The organism is Kitasatospora sp. NPDC101447, assembly GCF_044767225.1.
GTDB lineage: Bacteria > Actinomycetota > Actinomycetes > Streptomycetales > Streptomycetaceae > Kitasatospora.
The window spans coordinates 544,546-560,226 of the sequence record NZ_JBIWNL010000001.1 but is presented as its reverse complement, the minus strand read 5'-3'; the positions used below and the strand labels follow the sequence as shown (position 1 = coordinate 560,226).

The 15,681-nt window shown below is 75.1% G+C and carries 15 protein-coding genes; 5 read left to right on the top strand and 10 right to left on the bottom strand.

Features of this window, described 5'->3' with window-relative positions; translation table 11 throughout:
• Positions 1-283: 283 nt before the first annotated feature.
• The 4 genes from ACIRST_RS02420 to ACIRST_RS02405 form a co-directional block, all read right to left on the bottom strand.
• Positions 284-1,195, bottom strand: a complete 912-nt coding sequence (locus tag ACIRST_RS02420) for a phytoene/squalene synthase family protein (RefSeq protein WP_402799322.1) — start codon at positions 1,193-1,195, stop codon at positions 284-286.
• A gap of 155 nt (positions 1,196-1,350) precedes the next feature.
• Positions 1,351-1,896: a hypothetical protein gene (locus tag ACIRST_RS02415; RefSeq protein ID WP_396545784.1), complete on the bottom strand. Its 546-nt coding sequence runs from the start codon at positions 1,894-1,896 to the stop codon at positions 1,351-1,353.
• A gap of 130 nt (positions 1,897-2,026) precedes the next feature.
• On the bottom strand, positions 2,027-3,265 hold the full coding sequence (locus ACIRST_RS02410) for a styrene monooxygenase/indole monooxygenase family protein (RefSeq protein ID WP_402799320.1): 1,239 nt from the start codon (positions 3,263-3,265) through the stop codon (positions 2,027-2,029).
• A 136-nt stretch (positions 3,266-3,401) separates the two neighbouring features.
• On the bottom strand, positions 3,402-3,962 hold the full coding sequence (locus tag ACIRST_RS02405; protein ID WP_350523105.1) for a helix-turn-helix domain-containing protein: 561 nt from the start codon (positions 3,960-3,962) through the stop codon (positions 3,402-3,404).
• 145 nt (positions 3,963-4,107) lie between these two features.
• On the opposite strand from ACIRST_RS02405, the gene ACIRST_RS02400 reads away from it, so the two are divergent.
• Positions 4,108-4,926, top strand: a complete 819-nt coding sequence (locus ACIRST_RS02400) for an alpha/beta fold hydrolase (RefSeq protein WP_402799318.1) — start codon at positions 4,108-4,110, stop codon at positions 4,924-4,926.
• Positions 4,927-5,051: 125 nt separating this feature from the next.
• Here the strand turns inward: ACIRST_RS02400 and ACIRST_RS02395 are convergent, their stop codons facing one another.
• Together ACIRST_RS02395 and ACIRST_RS02390 are read right to left on the bottom strand one after the other, a co-directional pair.
• Complete coding sequence (locus ACIRST_RS02395) at positions 5,052-5,540, bottom strand: DUF4265 domain-containing protein (protein ID WP_402799316.1); 489 nt, start codon at positions 5,538-5,540, stop codon at positions 5,052-5,054.
• A gap of 100 nt (positions 5,541-5,640) precedes the next feature.
• On the bottom strand, positions 5,641-6,291 hold the full coding sequence (locus tag ACIRST_RS02390) for a pyridoxamine 5'-phosphate oxidase family protein (protein WP_350523108.1): 651 nt from the start codon (positions 6,289-6,291) through the stop codon (positions 5,641-5,643).
• Between the two features lie 274 nt (positions 6,292-6,565).
• On the opposite strand from ACIRST_RS02390, the gene ACIRST_RS02385 reads away from it, so the two are divergent.
• Positions 6,566-7,426, top strand: coding sequence for an NAD(P)H-binding protein (locus ACIRST_RS02385; protein WP_402799313.1), 861 nt, complete (start codon positions 6,566-6,568; stop codon positions 7,424-7,426).
• A 60-nt stretch (positions 7,427-7,486) separates the two neighbouring features.
• Here the strand turns inward: ACIRST_RS02385 and ACIRST_RS02380 are convergent, their stop codons facing one another.
• Positions 7,487-8,668 (bottom strand): MFS transporter, encoded by a 1,182-nt coding sequence (locus ACIRST_RS02380; RefSeq protein WP_350523110.1) that lies wholly within the window; start codon positions 8,666-8,668, stop codon positions 7,487-7,489.
• A gap of 202 nt (positions 8,669-8,870) precedes the next feature.
• Positions 8,871-9,794, bottom strand: a complete 924-nt coding sequence (locus ACIRST_RS02375) for a LysR substrate-binding domain-containing protein (protein WP_350523111.1) — start codon at positions 9,792-9,794, stop codon at positions 8,871-8,873.
• Positions 9,795-9,949: 155 nt separating this feature from the next.
• On the opposite strand from ACIRST_RS02375, the gene ACIRST_RS02370 reads away from it, so the two are divergent.
• The 3 genes from ACIRST_RS02370 (at position 9,950) to ACIRST_RS02360 (ending at position 14,061) form a co-directional block, all read left to right on the top strand.
• Positions 9,950-11,389, top strand: a complete 1,440-nt coding sequence (locus ACIRST_RS02370) for an MFS transporter (protein WP_402799312.1) — start codon at positions 9,950-9,952, stop codon at positions 11,387-11,389.
• A 242-nt stretch (positions 11,390-11,631) separates the two neighbouring features.
• A complete protein-coding gene (locus ACIRST_RS02365; RefSeq protein ID WP_402799382.1) occupies positions 11,632-12,474 on the top strand; it encodes a slipin family protein in 843 nt (280 codons plus the stop codon).
• A 222-nt stretch (positions 12,475-12,696) separates the two neighbouring features.
• Positions 12,697-14,061 (top strand): FAD-dependent oxidoreductase, encoded by a 1,365-nt coding sequence (locus ACIRST_RS02360; protein WP_402799310.1) that lies wholly within the window; start codon positions 12,697-12,699, stop codon positions 14,059-14,061.
• Positions 14,062-14,239: 178 nt separating this feature from the next.
• On the opposite strand, the gene ACIRST_RS02355 is transcribed toward ACIRST_RS02360, so the two are convergent.
• Both ACIRST_RS02355 and ACIRST_RS02350 read right to left on the bottom strand, forming a co-directional pair.
• Positions 14,240-14,857, bottom strand: coding sequence for a TetR-like C-terminal domain-containing protein (locus ACIRST_RS02355; RefSeq protein WP_350523115.1), 618 nt, complete (start codon positions 14,855-14,857; stop codon positions 14,240-14,242).
• Between the two features lie 216 nt (positions 14,858-15,073).
• Entirely contained in the window at positions 15,074-15,670 is a 597-nt protein-coding gene (locus ACIRST_RS02350) for a TetR/AcrR family transcriptional regulator (protein ID WP_396545802.1), read from the bottom strand.
• Between the last annotated feature and the right edge of the window lie 11 nt (positions 15,671-15,681).

Below are 15,681 nucleotides of genomic sequence, written 5' to 3'. Positions count from 1 at the left end.
ACGATGACGGAGTGCAGGCAGGGACTTCGGCGAAGTCTCGACACAGGCCGGGCGCCTACTGCGCCCTGGAGTGACGCCTGGGGCTCGTGCGTTCAAGATGTGTCGACTGGGGTATAGTCCGCAGGTCGGCTGTGGACTTCACGGCAGCGGCCCCGCCGAAGCGGCGTCCCGGGCCGGCCCACCCCACGGAGCCGACTCACGCACACGGCACGGACCCTGACGATTCGTCAGCGGTGGCGCGGGCGGACCGCCCGGCCGCTCAGCCGCGCAAGCGGCGGGCCCCTCAGCCGCGCAGCCGGCGGGCCCGGAGGTACTCGCGGCCCAGCAGGCGCAGCGCGGCCCCCTTGGCCGGGCTCGCGGAGCGGCGCAGCAGCGCGCCCAGGTCGGCACGGGCGGCGGCGCTGACGAGCCCGTCCACGCCGAGGAGGCAGCGGACCATCGGCCGGTGGGCGGCCGGCACCAGTTCGACGACGGCGCCGCCCTCGGCGAGGGCCCGGTCGGCCCGGTCGAGCAGTTCGCCGAGCAGCGTCCGGACGGCCGGCAGGTCGCGGGCCTGTTCCAGGTCGGCCCGGGTGACGCCGTGCCGGCTCAGAGTGTCCGCAGGGACGGTCAGCCGGCCCTCGGCCAGGTCCTCGGCGAGGTCGTTGACGAAGTCCAGCCGCTGGGCGGCGTCGATGTAGGTGCGGCAGGCGGCGCGGTAGGCGGCCTGGTCGCCGTCCGGGCCGAGCAGCCCGGCGACGAGCATGAAGCCGGGCAGCGAGTACCCGTCCACGTACGCCTGGTACTCCTCCTCGGTGGCGAACCCGGTGAAGTCGAGGTCCGTCTCCGCCGCGGCCAGGAAGTCCAGGACGTGCCCGCGCAGGGCGGGGTGCGCGGCGACGCTGTTCAGCAGCGGGCGCAGCTCGGGGTCGTCGGTGCGGTCGGCGTCGAGGCTCCCGGTGACCTCCCGCTGCCAGCGGGCGGACGCCGCCCGGCGCTCGGCGAGCGGGCCGCTGTCGAGCAGGGTGTCGGTGCGGTGCATGAAGGCGGCGGCCGCGATCACGTGCGGGACGGTGCGGTCCGGGAGCAGCAGACCGGCGGCCAGGGTGACCTCCCGCTTGTACCGGGCGACCTGCCGGCGCTGTCGGCCGTAGTCGGCCCGCAGCCCGGGGTCGTGCACGCCGGCCGCGTCCAGCGCCCGCTCCCACCTGCTCACTCGCTTCACCCAATCGTCCGTTCGATCCGCACCGAGCGTAGTGGGTGGGAGGCGGACGGCCCATTCCGGTCCCGGCCCGGAGGGCGGGGACCGGAGCGCAGGGCCCGGGCGCAGGGACCGGAGGACGGGGCCCGGGCGCCGAGCGGCCGGACCGGTCAGCGCTGGCGGATCGTGGAGAAGCCGCAGGCCGGGGTGCAGAGGGTGACGATGCCGCTGTAGCGGTGGGTGGTGCGCCCCTTGGTGACGCTGTGGACGGTGAGCTTCTCCCGCAGGTTGAGCTCCCGGCAGCGCGGGCAGGCCGCGCTGACCGGCTTGCCCCAGGGGCGGTTCGGGTCGAGCTTGGTGTAGGCGACCGCCATCAGGACGACGGCGAGGCCGGCGCCGCCGAAGCCGATGACCCGCCACACGCCGTTGGAGGACTCCCGACGGTCGATCATCTCGTCGTACGAGTAGATGCCCCCGCCGCCGTGGTTGGACCAGATCCGGCACTCGCTGTTCCGGGTCATGGTGTGGCCGTCGCAGGTCGGCGCGGAGTCCGGGTCGGACTTGCCGACGACCAGCGCCAGGAACAGGCCGATCCCGGCCAGGACACCCAGCACGATCATGGTGGTGGTCCGACTGCGGCCGGTGTGCAGCCGCTTGCGCTCGTTGTACGCCGTATCGATCACAACCTGGGCCATGTTGCCCCCGTCGACCGCCACCGCTGTCTCCTGTTGTCCGGATGTCCGTACTGCTCGTGTTCCGAGCCGAATGTCCCCCTCGGCGAGGGGGCGACACGAACCCACCATGATCGACGCGCGATCGCACCCGATTTGGGAAGCTCTTGACCTTTCAGCTTCCGGTCGTGACCGAGGCCAGGTACGCGGCGGCCCGGTCCGGGTCGAGGTACCACCGCGCCACGTCCGCCGGGTCGTTGAAGTTGTTGGCGAAGCGGTCCGCCACCGCCTGGTGCTCGCCGGCGGCGACGAGCAGGTCGAGGACGTGCGGGGGCGGCGGGGCGAGCATCGCGTTGGACCAGGTGGTGACCGGGCCCGCGATCTCCCAGAAGCCGTCGAAGGCGGCCTGCTGGAAGTCGCGGTCGAAGGGCTTGTCGCCGTGGGCGAGGATCGCCTCCAGGTAGACCGCCGCGCACTTGGCGGCGTTGTTGGCCCCCTGCCCGGTGACCGGGTCGTTGGTGACCACGACGTCCGCCACGCCCAGCACCGCGGCGCCGCCCGGCAGTTCGCCGACCGGGCGGCGGACCACCGGGGTGAAGCGCCCGGCCAGGGTGGCGCCGGCGTCGGTGAGTTCGACACCGGCGCGGGCCCGGTCGTACTCCCAAGGCGTGAAGGTCCTCATCAACTCCAGTGTCACCCTGAGGTGTTCGGCCGGGTCGCGGAGCCCGTCGAAGGCGTCCGCCGGTCCGCCCGGCATGGCCTCCCAGAGCAGGATGTCGCACGGCCCCGACATGGTCAGGGCGGGCATCACGAAGAACTCGCCGATGCCGGGCACCACGTTGCAGCGCACCGCGGGGAAGTCGTGCTCGGGGCGCGGCGCGAGCCCGTGCACGTAGGCGGCGGCCAGCGCGCGCTGCGGCCGCTCGTGCGGCGAGTGCGCGTGGTCGCGCTCGAACAGCGAGCCCAGCACGCCCTTGCCGGAGGCGACCAGCACCAGGTCGTACGAGCCGGCCAGGTGCTGCAGGTCGGCGGCGGTCACCGTGCGCAGCTCCACCCGGCCGCCGCGCCCGGCGAAGGCCTCCAGCCAGGTCGACATCTTCAGCCGCTGGTCGACGGACTGCGCGTAGGCGTCCAGCCGCCCCACCCAGTCGATCACCCGCGGCCCGTCCGGCATGGCCACCGACACCCCGACGCCCTCGATCCGGGGTGCCTCGTCGGCCCACAGGTCGAGGCCGAGGGCGCGCTCGGTGCGCAGCGCGGAGTCGAACATGCACTGGCTGGACAGCACCCGTCCGGCGCGCACCTCCTCCGCGCTGCGGTCCGTCAGCACCGTCACGTCGTAGCCGTGGGCCTGCAGCCCCAGGGCCAGTTGGAGTCCGGCCTGCCCGGCACCGACGATCAGAACTCTGCGCATCGCCCCTGCTCTCCTGGTGGTACGTCCCGGCGCGGCGCCGGCTCCGTCCGGCTGCCCAGTGGCCTGGATACCAGTCATCGGCGCGCGCGTCCACGGGCCGCGCAGGGGCGGCCGGCCCCGGGGCCGACGGTCGGGCTCACGGACCGTCAGCGGCCGCTCCGGCGGATCCCGCGGCCGGGAAGACGATCGGGCTGATCAGGTACGGATCCCGCTCCGGTGCCGGGCGGTTGGCCAGCCGCGGCGCCAGCACCGCGAACAACTCGCCGCCCAGCTCGGCGAGTTCCTCGGGGCTGAGCCAGAACGTGCCCTGCCGGTAGGACACGCCCTGGGCCGCCGGGTCGGCGTCGTCCCGGTCGAGGTAGGCGTTGAACTCGGCGAGCAGGACGGCCATCGCGGCCGCGAAGCCCCGGCGGTGGTCCTCCGTCGACATCGCGGCGGCGGTGGCGCCGTCCACCGCCGGACGGTCCTCGCGCAGCCGGTAGTGCCGTTCCACGGCGCCCCGCACCCGGTGCTCCTCCGCGACCTCCAGGAAGCCCGCCTCGGCGAGCAGCGCGACGTGCCGGTACACCGTCACCTTCGAGACGCCGGACAGCCGTTCGCCCAGCTGCGTGGTGGTGAGCACTCGGCCCCCGGCGAGGGCGTGCACCACGCGCAGGCGCACCGGGTGCAGGAGAAGGTCGGCGGGATCGTGGTCCATTGCTCCACGATTTCACAGCCGCTACCATTCTCAAAGATGAAAACGGTCAGCGCCCGGACGGGGATCCGGGCGCGCGGAACGGGGGCACCAGCACATGCGCCGCACACGGCAGGCACCACGGACGGGTCGCACCAGCGGACGGGAGGTGACCGTCAACGGACGGCCGTTGTACGTCGAGGAGTCCGGCCACGGCCCCGACCACGTGCTCTTCGAGGCGGGCCAGGGCCTCGGCCGCACCTCCTGGGACCCGGTCCTGCCGCTGCTCGCCGACCGCGCCCGGCTGGTCGCGTACGACCGCTCCGGCTTCGGCCGCAGCCCGCGCAGCGACGCCCCGCTGACCGTCGAGGACCTGGCGGCCGACCTGGTCGCCCTGGTGGACGCCACCGTCCCGGGCCGCTTCGTCCTGGTCGCCCACAGCATGGGCGGTCTGGTGGCCCGCCTCGCCGCCGAGCGGCTGGCGCCCCGGCTGCGCGGGGTACTGCTGGTCGACCCCACGCCGGAGACCGCCCCGGCGTACGACGCGATGGAGCAGATCGCCCGGCGGGTCGACCGTACGCTCGCGGTCGTCGGGCCCCTGATCCGGCTCCGGGCGGTCGCCCGCCTGGCCGGCGGCGAGGTCCGCCGGGTCTTCCCGCCCGAGACCTACGCCACCATGCTCGCCGAGGACTTCGTCCCGGCCGGCATCGCCCAGACCCGCCGCGAGTTCCGCGCGGTGGCCGCCGCCGTCCCCCGCCTGCGGGCCCGGCCCCCGGTGCCCCCGGCCTGCCCGACCGTCCTGCTCTCCGCCGACCGCCCCCGGCGGGGCGGCGAACGCAACCACCCGGCGCTCCAGGAACACCAGCGCCGCTGGACCGAGGCCCTGCCCGACGGACGCTACGAGCGCGTGGACTCCGGGCACTTCATCCAGGCCGAGCAGCCCGCGCTCGTCGCCGACCGCGTCCGCGAGCTGCTCGACCGCGGCTGACGGCCCCGCCTCGCCCGACCTCGTCCGTCGCACATCGCTTGTCGAGCACCGCGCATCGCTTGTCGAGCACCGCGCGCCGCGCACCGCGCGCGTGGCGACGCGCGGCGCGGCTCACCGAGGAGGCGTCAGGAGCGGGCGGCGAACGGCATCGCGTCGGCCCACTCCCAGCGGGCGTGTCCGGCCTCGACCAGCGCCCCCATCACGGCGAGCAGCCCGGCGGGCTCGACGTCGGGCGGGACGTCGACGGCGACGAGGCGGTCGCCCTCCCACTCGCTCAGCAGTCCGGCCGCGCCGGTCTCGGCCCTCATCCCGTCGGCGGCCGCGCGGAGGTCGTCGGCCGGCAGGCCGGGGACGAACACCAGCCGCAGCGTCCGGTGCCAGGCCGTCCCGACGACCTCGCTGACGTAGTCCTCGTCGTCGAGCAGCACGGTGTCGCCCAGGGCGATCCCGTAGGCCGCGAAGGGTATGCAGGCGACCTGGTGGCTCCCGTCGTTCAGGGCCCGGAGCCACAGCTGCTCGACCCGCCCGTCCAGTCCGAAGGGGGCCAGGTCGGCGCGCGCGATGTGGTGGGACGCGGCGCGACCGACCGGGTCCCGGTGGACGACGAACTGCACGACCGCACTCCCCCGGGGCCGACTCCGCTGACCTCGCCATGATGCCGCAGCCGGTCACCGCTGCCGGTGCCGGGGGCGACAGCACGGGGCGACGGCCGCCTCAGCCCGTGACCAGCCGTCGGCCGGTGACCTCCTCCGGCCGGATCCGGACCCAGAGCCGGCGGTCGCCGCCCACCCACGGTGCCGCGCCGACCAGGCCGTCCAGGCGTTCCAGCTCGCCCGGGTCGTCCTCGTAGTGGGCCGGGCCCAGGGCGAGCACGCTCCAGCCGCGGCCGAGGTACTCGTCGATGTGGTCGACCTGGAAGGAGACCGCGGCGCCCTCCTCCGGCGCGGTGGCGTGGCGCGCACCGGTCCGGTAGGCGAAGGAGGCCCGGTCGACCACGTAGTTGACGGGCAGCACCACCGGCCCCGGCTCGACCGGCAGGCCGATCCGGCCGATGCCGTGGGTGCCGACGAGCTCCCAGCACTCGGCCTCGGTGAGGTTCTCCAGCTGCGGCCGCGGCCCGGGGCCGCCGTGCCCGGGCGGGGCGTCGGCGCGGCCCGACAGCAGCTCGTCGGTGCTGCTGCCGAGGGCGGCGGCGATCCGGACGAAGCCCCCCGGGTCGAACCCGGGCCCGGCTTCGAGGAGGTGCCGCAGGTAGCGGGGCGCCATCGCCGCCCGTCGTGCCAGCTCCTCCTCGCCGAGGCCCAGTTGCTCCCGCCGTTCGGCGATCCGGCGGGCCACGACGGCGGGGTCGGGGGTGTCGTGCACGGTGGTGACTCCTCGGCTTGCCGGGGTGTTCGGGCCGCGGGCCGGGCGTGACCCCGTACGGGTCCGTCCGTTTGACCAGGGCGGAACCATCCAAGCGCCCACCCTGCGGCAAGTCGAGCAACGGCCCGGCCCGTGCGTGTCGGTAAGCACCGTCGGCGGTGCGACGCCGCGGGCCGCGGCCCCCGGACCCGGCCTTGATCCCGCACCACCCGGCTGCGATCATCGGCCTGACGCGGAATCAGGTCCGGGTCCACAACGGGGAGGAGTGCCATCCGTGATCGTCGTGACGGGTGCCACCGGTACGGTCGGGTCCGAGGTCGTCGCGGGGCTGCGGGAGCGCGGTGCGACGGTGCGGGCCGTGGTGCGCGCCGGTTCGTCGGGGCCGGCCGGGTGGGACGACGCGGTCGAGCGGGTGGCCGCCGACTTCGCGGACCCGGAGTCGCTGGACGCGGCCCTGGCCGGCGCCGACGTGGTCTACCTGCTGGTGGCCGTGCACCCCGAGATGGCCGGGCACGAGCGGAACGTGATCGACGCCGCGGTGCGCACCGGGCGCCGCCCGCGGATCGTGCTGCACGCGGCGGCGGGCGTCGAGCACCGCCCGGAGGGCGTGCGCTTCGTCGGCTCGCACGTCAGCGGCCTCGACCACCTGCGGGCCTCCGGCCTGCCGTGGACGGTCCTCGCGCCGAACGGCTTCTACCAGAACTTCCTGGGCATGGCCGGGTCGGTGAGGTCCGGCACGCTGGCCGTGCCGGGCGGCACCGGCGCGGTGTCGTACGTGGACGCGCGGGACGTCGCCGCGGCGGCCGTCGAGGTGCTGGCGACCGACGGCCACGAAGGCGCGGTCTACACCCTGACCGGCCCGGCCGGGCTCACCCACGACGAGCTGGCCGAGCAGCTGGGCGCGGTCGCGGGCCGCGACGTGGCGTACACCGCGCTCGCGCCGGAGCAGGCCCTGGCCGGGATGCTCGGCGCCGGCTGGGACCCGTGGCGGGCCGAGGGCATGGTCGAGCTGTACGGGCTGTACGCGTCGGGGCAGGCCGCGGCGGTCAGCCCGGACGTGGAGAAGCTGACCGGGCGCCCGGCCCGCTCCTTCGCCGAGTTCGCCGCCGAGCACGCGGCCGTCTTCCGGGCCTGACGGGCGGTCACACCGGGCAGGGGGTCCGCGCCCGGCGCGGCGCTCACCCCGGCGCGTCCCTCACTCCGGCGCGGCGCTCCCCCGGTCCCACCGGGCCGGGGCGAGCGCCGCGAGCATCACCGCCGCCGTGAGGGCGAACGCCCACGGATAGCCCGTCCCGCCCGCGACCGCCCCGAAGGCGACCGCGCCGACGCCCATCGCCCCGTCGTAGGCGACGTTCCACAGCGCGGTCACGGTGCCGTACCCGGACGGCGGCACCCGGGTGTACATCAGCGCCAGCGTCGCGTTCTGCGCGGCGCCGAAGCCGGCACCGAACACCGCCGCCCCCGCGACGACCGCCACCGCGCTGTCCGTCCAGGCCAGCAGCAGCATCCCGGCCGCCGCGGCGAGCAGGGCGGGCAGCACCAGCCCGGCCGAGCCGCGCCGGTCCCCGTACCGCCCGGCCAGCCAGCGGGCCAGCGTGGCCGCCCCGGGCTGGACCAGCAGCGCGACCGCGACGGCTCCGCCGGACGGGACGGCGAGCGGCAGGAAGGTGACGATGACTCCCGCCGCCAGCGCCGTGGCGCCGAACACCGTCGCCGGTCGCAGCAGGGCGGCACTGCGCAGCCCCTCCCGCAGTCCCACCGCCGGACCGGACGCGGCCCTGCGGTCCGGGAGGGCGGGGACGGAGGCGACGGCGGCCAGCGGGGCCACCGCCCCGATCGCGAACACCCAGTCCCAGCCGACGTGTTGGCCCAGCCAGACGCCGATCGGCAGGCCGACCACGGACGGCACTCCGGAGACCACCCCGACCAGCGCGAGCCCCTCCCCGCGCCGTTCGGCCGGGATCAGCGAGGCCGTCAGCGCCCCGCCCGCCACCAACGCGGTCGCGAAGCCGATCCCGCGCAGCAGGCAGACCACCACCACCGCCGCCATCGAAGCGGTCGCGGCCAGCACCAGCGCGGGCGCGCCCAGCAGCACCAACCCGGCGGCCAGCACCGGGCGGTAGCCGAACCGGGCGGTCAGCGCGGGCGTGGCCAGCTCGCCCACGACGGTGGCCAGCATCAGCGCACCGGTGGCCAGGCCGGCCGCGTGGTCGCCGCCGCCGGACTCCTGGGCGTACAGCGGGACGGCGGAGAGCAGCAGGTTGAAGCCGACGGAGGACCCGAACAGCGAGACGAAGCGCAGCAGCAGGGCCCGGGTCACCAGTGGCGGCCGGACGGAACCGGCCTCCGGCGACGTGGAGTTGCTCGTCGTGGTCACCCGGTGACGGTATCCGTCCCGACGGGCCACCGGTACGGTCCCGCACCCGGCGCCTTCGCCTCCGCACTCCGGCCCGATCGGCAGTTCGAAGCGGCGGCTCCACGCCGCAGTTCGACGCGGCGGATCCGTGCGGCAGTTCGACGCGGCAGCACAGGCCGGCAGCACAGGCCGGCCGCCCAGTCCCGCCGCCCGGTCCGGCCGCTCAGTGCGGCGGCTCGTCGCCCGCCCCGGTGAGCTCCGCGGCCAGCGCGCCCAGGCTCTCCCGCAGCAGCCGCACCAGCGGGTCCTGGTCCCGGCGCGGGTGCCACAGGAGGGTGACCCGCAGCGGCCGCAGCCGGGCGGGGACGTCGACCGGCACGACGCCGAGGGCCGCGCCCGGCTCGCGGACCAGCACGGCGGGGGCGACGGTGACCAGGTCCGTCCGGCCGACCAGCTGCAGCGCGGCGAGGTAGCCGGGGACGACGCAGCGGACGGTGCGGGGCACGCCGGCCTCGCGCAGCTCCCGGTCGAGCGCCTCCTCCGGCCGCCCGCTGCGGGAGACCAGGACGTGCCCGGCGGCGGCGAAGCGCTCGGCGGTCACCTCGCCGCGGGTCAGGCCGTGGTCCGCCCGGACGGCGGCGGTGAGTCCGGCCCGGACCAGGCCGAGCGAGCGCAGGTCCGGGTACTTGGCGGCGTTGACCACGACGGCGAGGTCGGCGGTGCCGTCCCGGACGGCTTCGGCGCCGTCCCGCCCGCCGTCGGAGGCCAGCAGGCGCAGTTCGGCGGCGGGGGCGGCCGCGGCGAGGCGGGCGAGCAGGTCGGCGCTCCTGGTGATGATCAGGTCCTGCGGCGCGACGACGGTCAGGCTGCGGTCGAGCGGGCGGGCCTGACGGTCGAGGAGCTCCTCGGCCTGTTCGAGCCAGAGCCTCAGCCGCGGTCGGAGGTCCACGGCGGCGGCGGTGGGCCGCAGCCCGCGACCGGAGCGCACCAGCAGCGGGTCCTGGAAGGCGCGGCGCAGCCGGCCGAGGGCGCGGCTGGTGGCCGGGACGGAGAGGTTGAGCCGGTCCGCGGCGCGGGTGACGGAGCTCTCCTGCAGGAGGGCGTCGAGGACCACCAGCAGGTTGAGGTCGACCGAGGACAGTTGCACCAGGTGAAAGTATCAGTTGCCATTTTGCCGATTGCTGCAAATCCGCAGGCCGCCTAGGTTCGAGGAAGAGCGACCGCAGCCCGCCCGACCGGCCTCCGCGCCGGGGCGCGCCCCGCCCGTCGCCGTTTCCCGTCTCGACCCGGAAGGGGTCCCCCATGCCGTCCGCCGTGCCCCGACACGTCCACCGGCCGCCGCGCGAACACCGGGTCCTCGGCCCGACCGGCCTGACCGTCGTCTGCGGCGCCTCCCTGTTCATCACCAGCCTCGACTCCACCGCGGTGAACGTCGCCCTGCCCACCCTTCGCTCCGAACTCGCGGCCGGGCCCTCCCAGTTGGCCTGGATCGTGGACGCCTACACGCTGACCCTCGCGGTGCTGCTGCTCCTCGCCGGGGCCCTCGGCGACCGCCTCGGGCGGCGCACCATGTTCCGCGCCGGACTGCTCGTCTTCGGCGTCGGCTCGCTGGGCTGCGCACTCGCCGGCAGCCCCGACCAGCTGATCGCCGTCCGTGTCCTGCAGGGCTGCGGTGCCGCGCTGCTCGGCCCCAACGCGCTGTCCACCCTGACCACGGCGATCGAGGACCCGGTGCGCCGGGCCCGGGCGATCGGCTTCTGGGCGGCCATCTTCGGGCTGGCCGCCGCCGTCGGCCCGCTGGTCGGCGGCTCGCTCATCGACGCGCTGGGCTGGCGGTGGATCTTCCTGGTCAACCTGCCGGTGGTGGTCCTCGCGTTGGCCGCGTCGGTGCGCGTACCGGAGACCAGGGCCGGTGCGCCCCGTCCGTTCGACCCGGTCGGGCTGGCCCTGGGCGCGGTCGCCGTGTTCGGCGTCACCGAACTGCTCATCCACGGCGCCCACGCCGGCTTCGGCGGCGTCACCCCGCTGGTGTGCGGGGCCCTGGCGGTGGGCGGCGGAGTGGCGTTCGTGGCCGTCGAGAAGGAGCGGGCGCACCCGGTGTTCCCGCTCGCGCTGCTGCGCCGTCCGACCTTCACCGCCGCCACGGTCAGCGCGGTGCTGGCGTTCGCGATCCTCGCCGGTTTCCTGTTCGTGTCCAGCGTGTACTGGCAGCAGCAGCGGCACGCCTCCGCGCTGGAGACGGGACTGGCGTTGCTCCCGGCGACGCTGATGATCGCCGTGGTGTCGCCGCTGAGCGGCCGGCTCCTCCTGGTGGTCGGGGCGCGCCGGCTGCTGGTGGGCTCCGGCCTGCTGCTGGCGCTGGGCGCCGGACTGCTCGCCCTGGCGGCCGGGGGCGACGGCTACCTGCCGTACGCGGCCGGGTACCTCGTGCTCGGGCTCGGCTTCGGCCTGGTCAACCCGCCGATCACCAACACCGCGGTGACCGGTCTGCCGGCGCAGCAGGCGGGCGTGGCCTCCGCGCTCGCCAGCACCTCCCGCCAGCTCGGCAGCACCCTGGGCGTGGCCGTGCTGGCCTCGGTCGCAGCCGGTCCGCACCTCGACCAGCGGCGCGCCTGGCTGATCGCGCTCGGGCTGGGCCTGGCCGTCGCGGCGATCAACGCGCTGGCCGGCCGCCCGCGCCGCCGGGTCGAGGCCGCAGCGGCACCGGGCGCGAAGCAGCCGGAACGCGCCGGCGCCCGCTGAAGCCCTGTCCGCTGAGGCGCTGTCCACTGAGGCGCCGTCCGCCGGGGCGCGGTCCGCTGACGAGCCACCTGCTCAGGGCCGCAGGCGCCCGCAGCGGAGCCGGTGGCAAAGATCCGTCAAAACCGCCCCGCACCCGTCTGTCCGGCCCGGCGGGCCGGGAGCATACTGTCCTGCGCGGCTCGCACCGAGCGACAGGGCCCACCCGGACCCGGCCCGGCTGCGCCGCGACGGGGGAGGTCGGAATCGTGGCAGTGGCCGTGATCGTCGCCGTGGTGGTCCTGCTCTGGCTGGTGACCGGTGTGCGGGTGGTGCAGCAGTACGAACGCGGCGTGGTGTTCCGCCTCGGGCGGGTGAGCGGCCGGGTCCGCGAGCCCGGCGTCACCCTGCTGCTGCCGGTGCTGGACCGGATGCGCAAGGTCAACGTCCAGGTCGTCACCATGCCGGTGCCCGCGCAGGAGGGCATCACCAAGGACAACGTCTCGGTCAGCGTCGACGCCGTGCTGTACTTCCGGGTGATCGACCCGATCCGGGCCACCGTGGACGTGCAGAACTACGCCTTCGCCATGCTGCAGGTCGCCCAGACCTCGCTGCGCTCGGTCATCGGCAAGAGCGAGCTGGACGACCTGCTCTCCGGCCGGGAGAACCTGCACCAGGGGCTGGAGGTCATGCTGGAGAGCCCGGCGACCGGCTGGGGCGTGCACATCGACCGGGTGGAGATCAAGGACGTGAGCCTGCCCGACTCGATGAAGCGCTCGATGGCCCGCCAGGCCGAGGCCGACCGCGAGCGCCGGGCCCGGATCATCACCGCCGACGGCGAGTTCCAGGCCGCGTCCAAGCTCGCCGAGGCGGCCACCAGGATGGCCGAGACCCCGGCGGCGATGCAGCTGCGACTGCTGCAGACCGTGGTCGAGGTCGCGGCGGAGAAGAACTCGACGCTGGTGCTTCCGTTCCCGGTGGAGCTGCTGCGCTTCTTCGAGGCCTCCGCCGCCCGGATCGCGGACGGACCGGCCGACGGCGGCAAGACCGCGGGGGCCGCGGCACAGCCGCCGGCCGTGCCCGCCCAGACCCCGGCCGACGGGAGCTGACCGTCCACGCGGACCACCCACGCGGACACCACCCACATGCACACCACCCCACGCGGCTGTTCCGGGCACCCGCCCGGCCCGGCCGCCCCGGGTTCCCGCGTACCCATAGGTCGTCCCTATGACCCCATAGATCGGAACCGACTACACCCGCGCCCCACCTCGGGGTTGGCTGAACGGGTCCAGACCACCTCCTGCTGCGCACCCACCGGAGGACCGCCCGTCATGCCTCGCCCGATCAGAGTCGCGATCGTCGGAGCCGGCCCCGCCGGCATCTACGCCGCCGACGCCCTGCTGAAGTCCGACTCCGCCCGGACGCCGGGCGTCTCGATCGACCTGTTCGAGCGGATGCCCGCGCCGTTCGGTCTGATCCGCTACGGCGTCGCCCCCGACCACCCCCGCATCAAGGGCATCGTGACGGCCCTGCACCAGGTGCTCGACAAGCCGCAGGTGCGGCTGTTCGGCAACGTCGACTACCCGGCCGACCTCGCCCTGGACGACCTGCACCGGTTCTACGACGCCGTGGTCTTCGCCACCGGCGCGACCGCCGACCGTCCGCTGGACCTGCCCGGCGTCGACCTGGACGGCTCCTACGGCGCGGCCGACTTCGTCTCCTGGTACGACGGCCACCCGGACGTGCCCCGCAGCTGGCCGCTCGACGCCGAGAAGGTCGCGGTGCTCGGCGTCGGCAACGTCGCGCTGGACGTCGCCCGCATCCTCGCCAAGACCGCCGAGGAGCTGCTGCCCACCGAGATCCCCGGGAACGTCCACGAGGGCTTGAAGCACAACCGCGCCCGCGAGGTGCACGTCTTCGGCCGCCGCGGCCCGGCCCAGGCCAAGTTCAGCCCGATGGAGCTGCGCGAGCTGGACCACTCCCCCACCATCGAGGTGATCGTCGACCCCGAGGACATCGAGTACGACGCCGGCTCGATCGCCCAGCGCCGCGCGGTCAAGCACGTCGACCTGGTCGCGGCGACGCTGGAGAACTGGGCGATCCGCGACGTCGGCGACCGCCCGCACCGCGTCTTCCTGCACTTCTTCGAGTCCCCGGCGGAGGTCCTCGGCGAGGACGGCCGGGTGGTCGGGCTGCGCACCGAGCGCACCGAGCCGGACGGCACCGGCAACGTGCGCGGCACCGGCCGCTTCACCGACTGGGACGTGCAGGCGGTCTACCGGGCCGTCGGCTACTACTCGGACGAGCTGCCCAAGCTGCCCTTCGACCCGGTCTCCGGCACCGTCCCGCACACGGCCGGCCGGGTCCTGGACGGCGACGGCTCGCACCGCACCGCGACCTACGTCACCGGCTGGATCAAGCGCGGCCCGGTCGGCCTGATCGGCCACACCAAGGGCGACGCCAACGAGACCGTCGCCTGCCTGCTGGACGACCACGCCGCGGGCCGGCTGCCCGGCGCCGCCGAGCCCGACCCGGCGGCGATCGAGGAGCACCTGCGCGGCCAGGGCGTCCGGTACACCACCTGGGCGGGCTGGCAGCTGCTCGACGCCCACGAGCGCGCGCTCGGCGAGGCCGAGGGCCGCGAGCGGGTCAAGGTCGTCGAGCGCGAGGAGATGCTCCGCCGCAGCGGGGCGTGAACGCCTCCCGCGCCTTCACCGAAAACCTCCGGAATTCCCCCGGAACCCTCGCCGGTAACCGCACCGGACCGCTCCGGTCGGGATTCCCGCTCGATTCCCGCTCGATTCCCGCTTGATTCCGGCCGATTCCGGAGGAGGGAATTCCCGAGGGCCGCTGCCGATCGCCGTACCCCGCCCGTCAGGGGCGGACGATCGGCAGCAGCACCTCGTCCACGATCTCCTCCGGGTCGAGCTGCACCGCGTCCCCGCCGCACATCTTGATCCGGTACAGCATCAGCGCCGGCACCACGTCGGTGACCAGCGGGGTGACCGCCCCCGGGCGGACCTCGCCGCGCTCCGTCCCGCGGTCCAGCACCTCGGCGAGCAGTGCCGTCGTCGGCTCGACCACCCGCTCGAAGACGATCGCCACGAAGGCGTGGGCCCGCTGGTGGTCGAGTTCGCTCATGATCGCCCGGACGGCGGCGCCCAGCTCGCTGAACATCGCGGCGCGCAGCCTGGCCACGACTTCCAGCAGGTCGCCGCGGAGACTGCCGGTGTCGGGGGCCGACGCGCCGGGCGGCAGGCTGGCCCTCAGCGCGTCCATCACCAGGTCCTCCTTCGAGGACCAGCGGCGGTAGAGCGCGGCCTTCCCGGTCTGCGCGGCGGCGGCCACGCCCTCCATGGTCAGCCGGGCGTAGCCGTCGGTGGTCAGTTGTCGGAGGACCGCCTCGTAGATGGCGCTCTCCAGCGCCTCGCCGCGTCGCCGCAGCGGGGCGCCCGCCACCGGTCCTCGCACGGCATCCGTTTCAGCGGTCATGGCTGCGCACCTTCTCCAGTCGTCCTTCCTCGATCCCATCGGTACACGCGTTCACCCGCGCCGCGGTTCTCCGGACCACCGAATCTCCGTTCGGGGCCGCAGTCGGCGCCCGCGGGCGAACGGGTTGTCCCGTTCCTCCGGCCATTCCCCGTCACGGGGCTACTGACGATGTTAGTGAACGAACCCGTTCCCTCCCAACCCTGTCACGGGCCGGCGTCAGCGGCCGAGCAGCGACACGGCCAGCTCGCGCAGCGCGTCCGCCAGCCGCTCCCCCTCGCCCTGCTCCAGCAGGCGCAGGATCGGGTCGCTGTGCAGCGCGCCGAGCAGGATGTGGGCGGTGAGTTCGGCGTCCAGCTCCGGCCGCTGCTCGGCGAGCAGCGCGGCGAGGTGCTCGTGCCACGCCCGGTAGACCGGGTGCGCCTCGCGCGGCCCCTGGTCGGGCGAGGGCGGGTTCGCGGAGACCGCGTGGCCGAGCGCGGCCAGCAGGCTCTTGTTGCGGGAGACGACGTCGACCACCGCGTCCAGGAAGGCCAGCAGCCGCTCCCGGGCCGGGGCGCCGGGGCCCAGCGGCGGCGGCCCGCAGCGCACCGCCTCCTCCAGGTCGAAGGCCCGCTCCTGCATCAGCGCCCGCATCAGGCCCATCCGGCTGCCGAAGCGGTGGAAGACGGTGCCCTTCCCCACCCCGGCGGCGGCCGCGACCTGCTCCATCGAGATCTGCTCGGGCCGGTGCCCCGCGAGGAGCTCCTCGGTCGCCCGCAGGATCGCGCGCCGGTTGCGGGTCGCATCGGCGCGTTCGCGTCGGCCGTCCGTCATCGAGTCCTCTT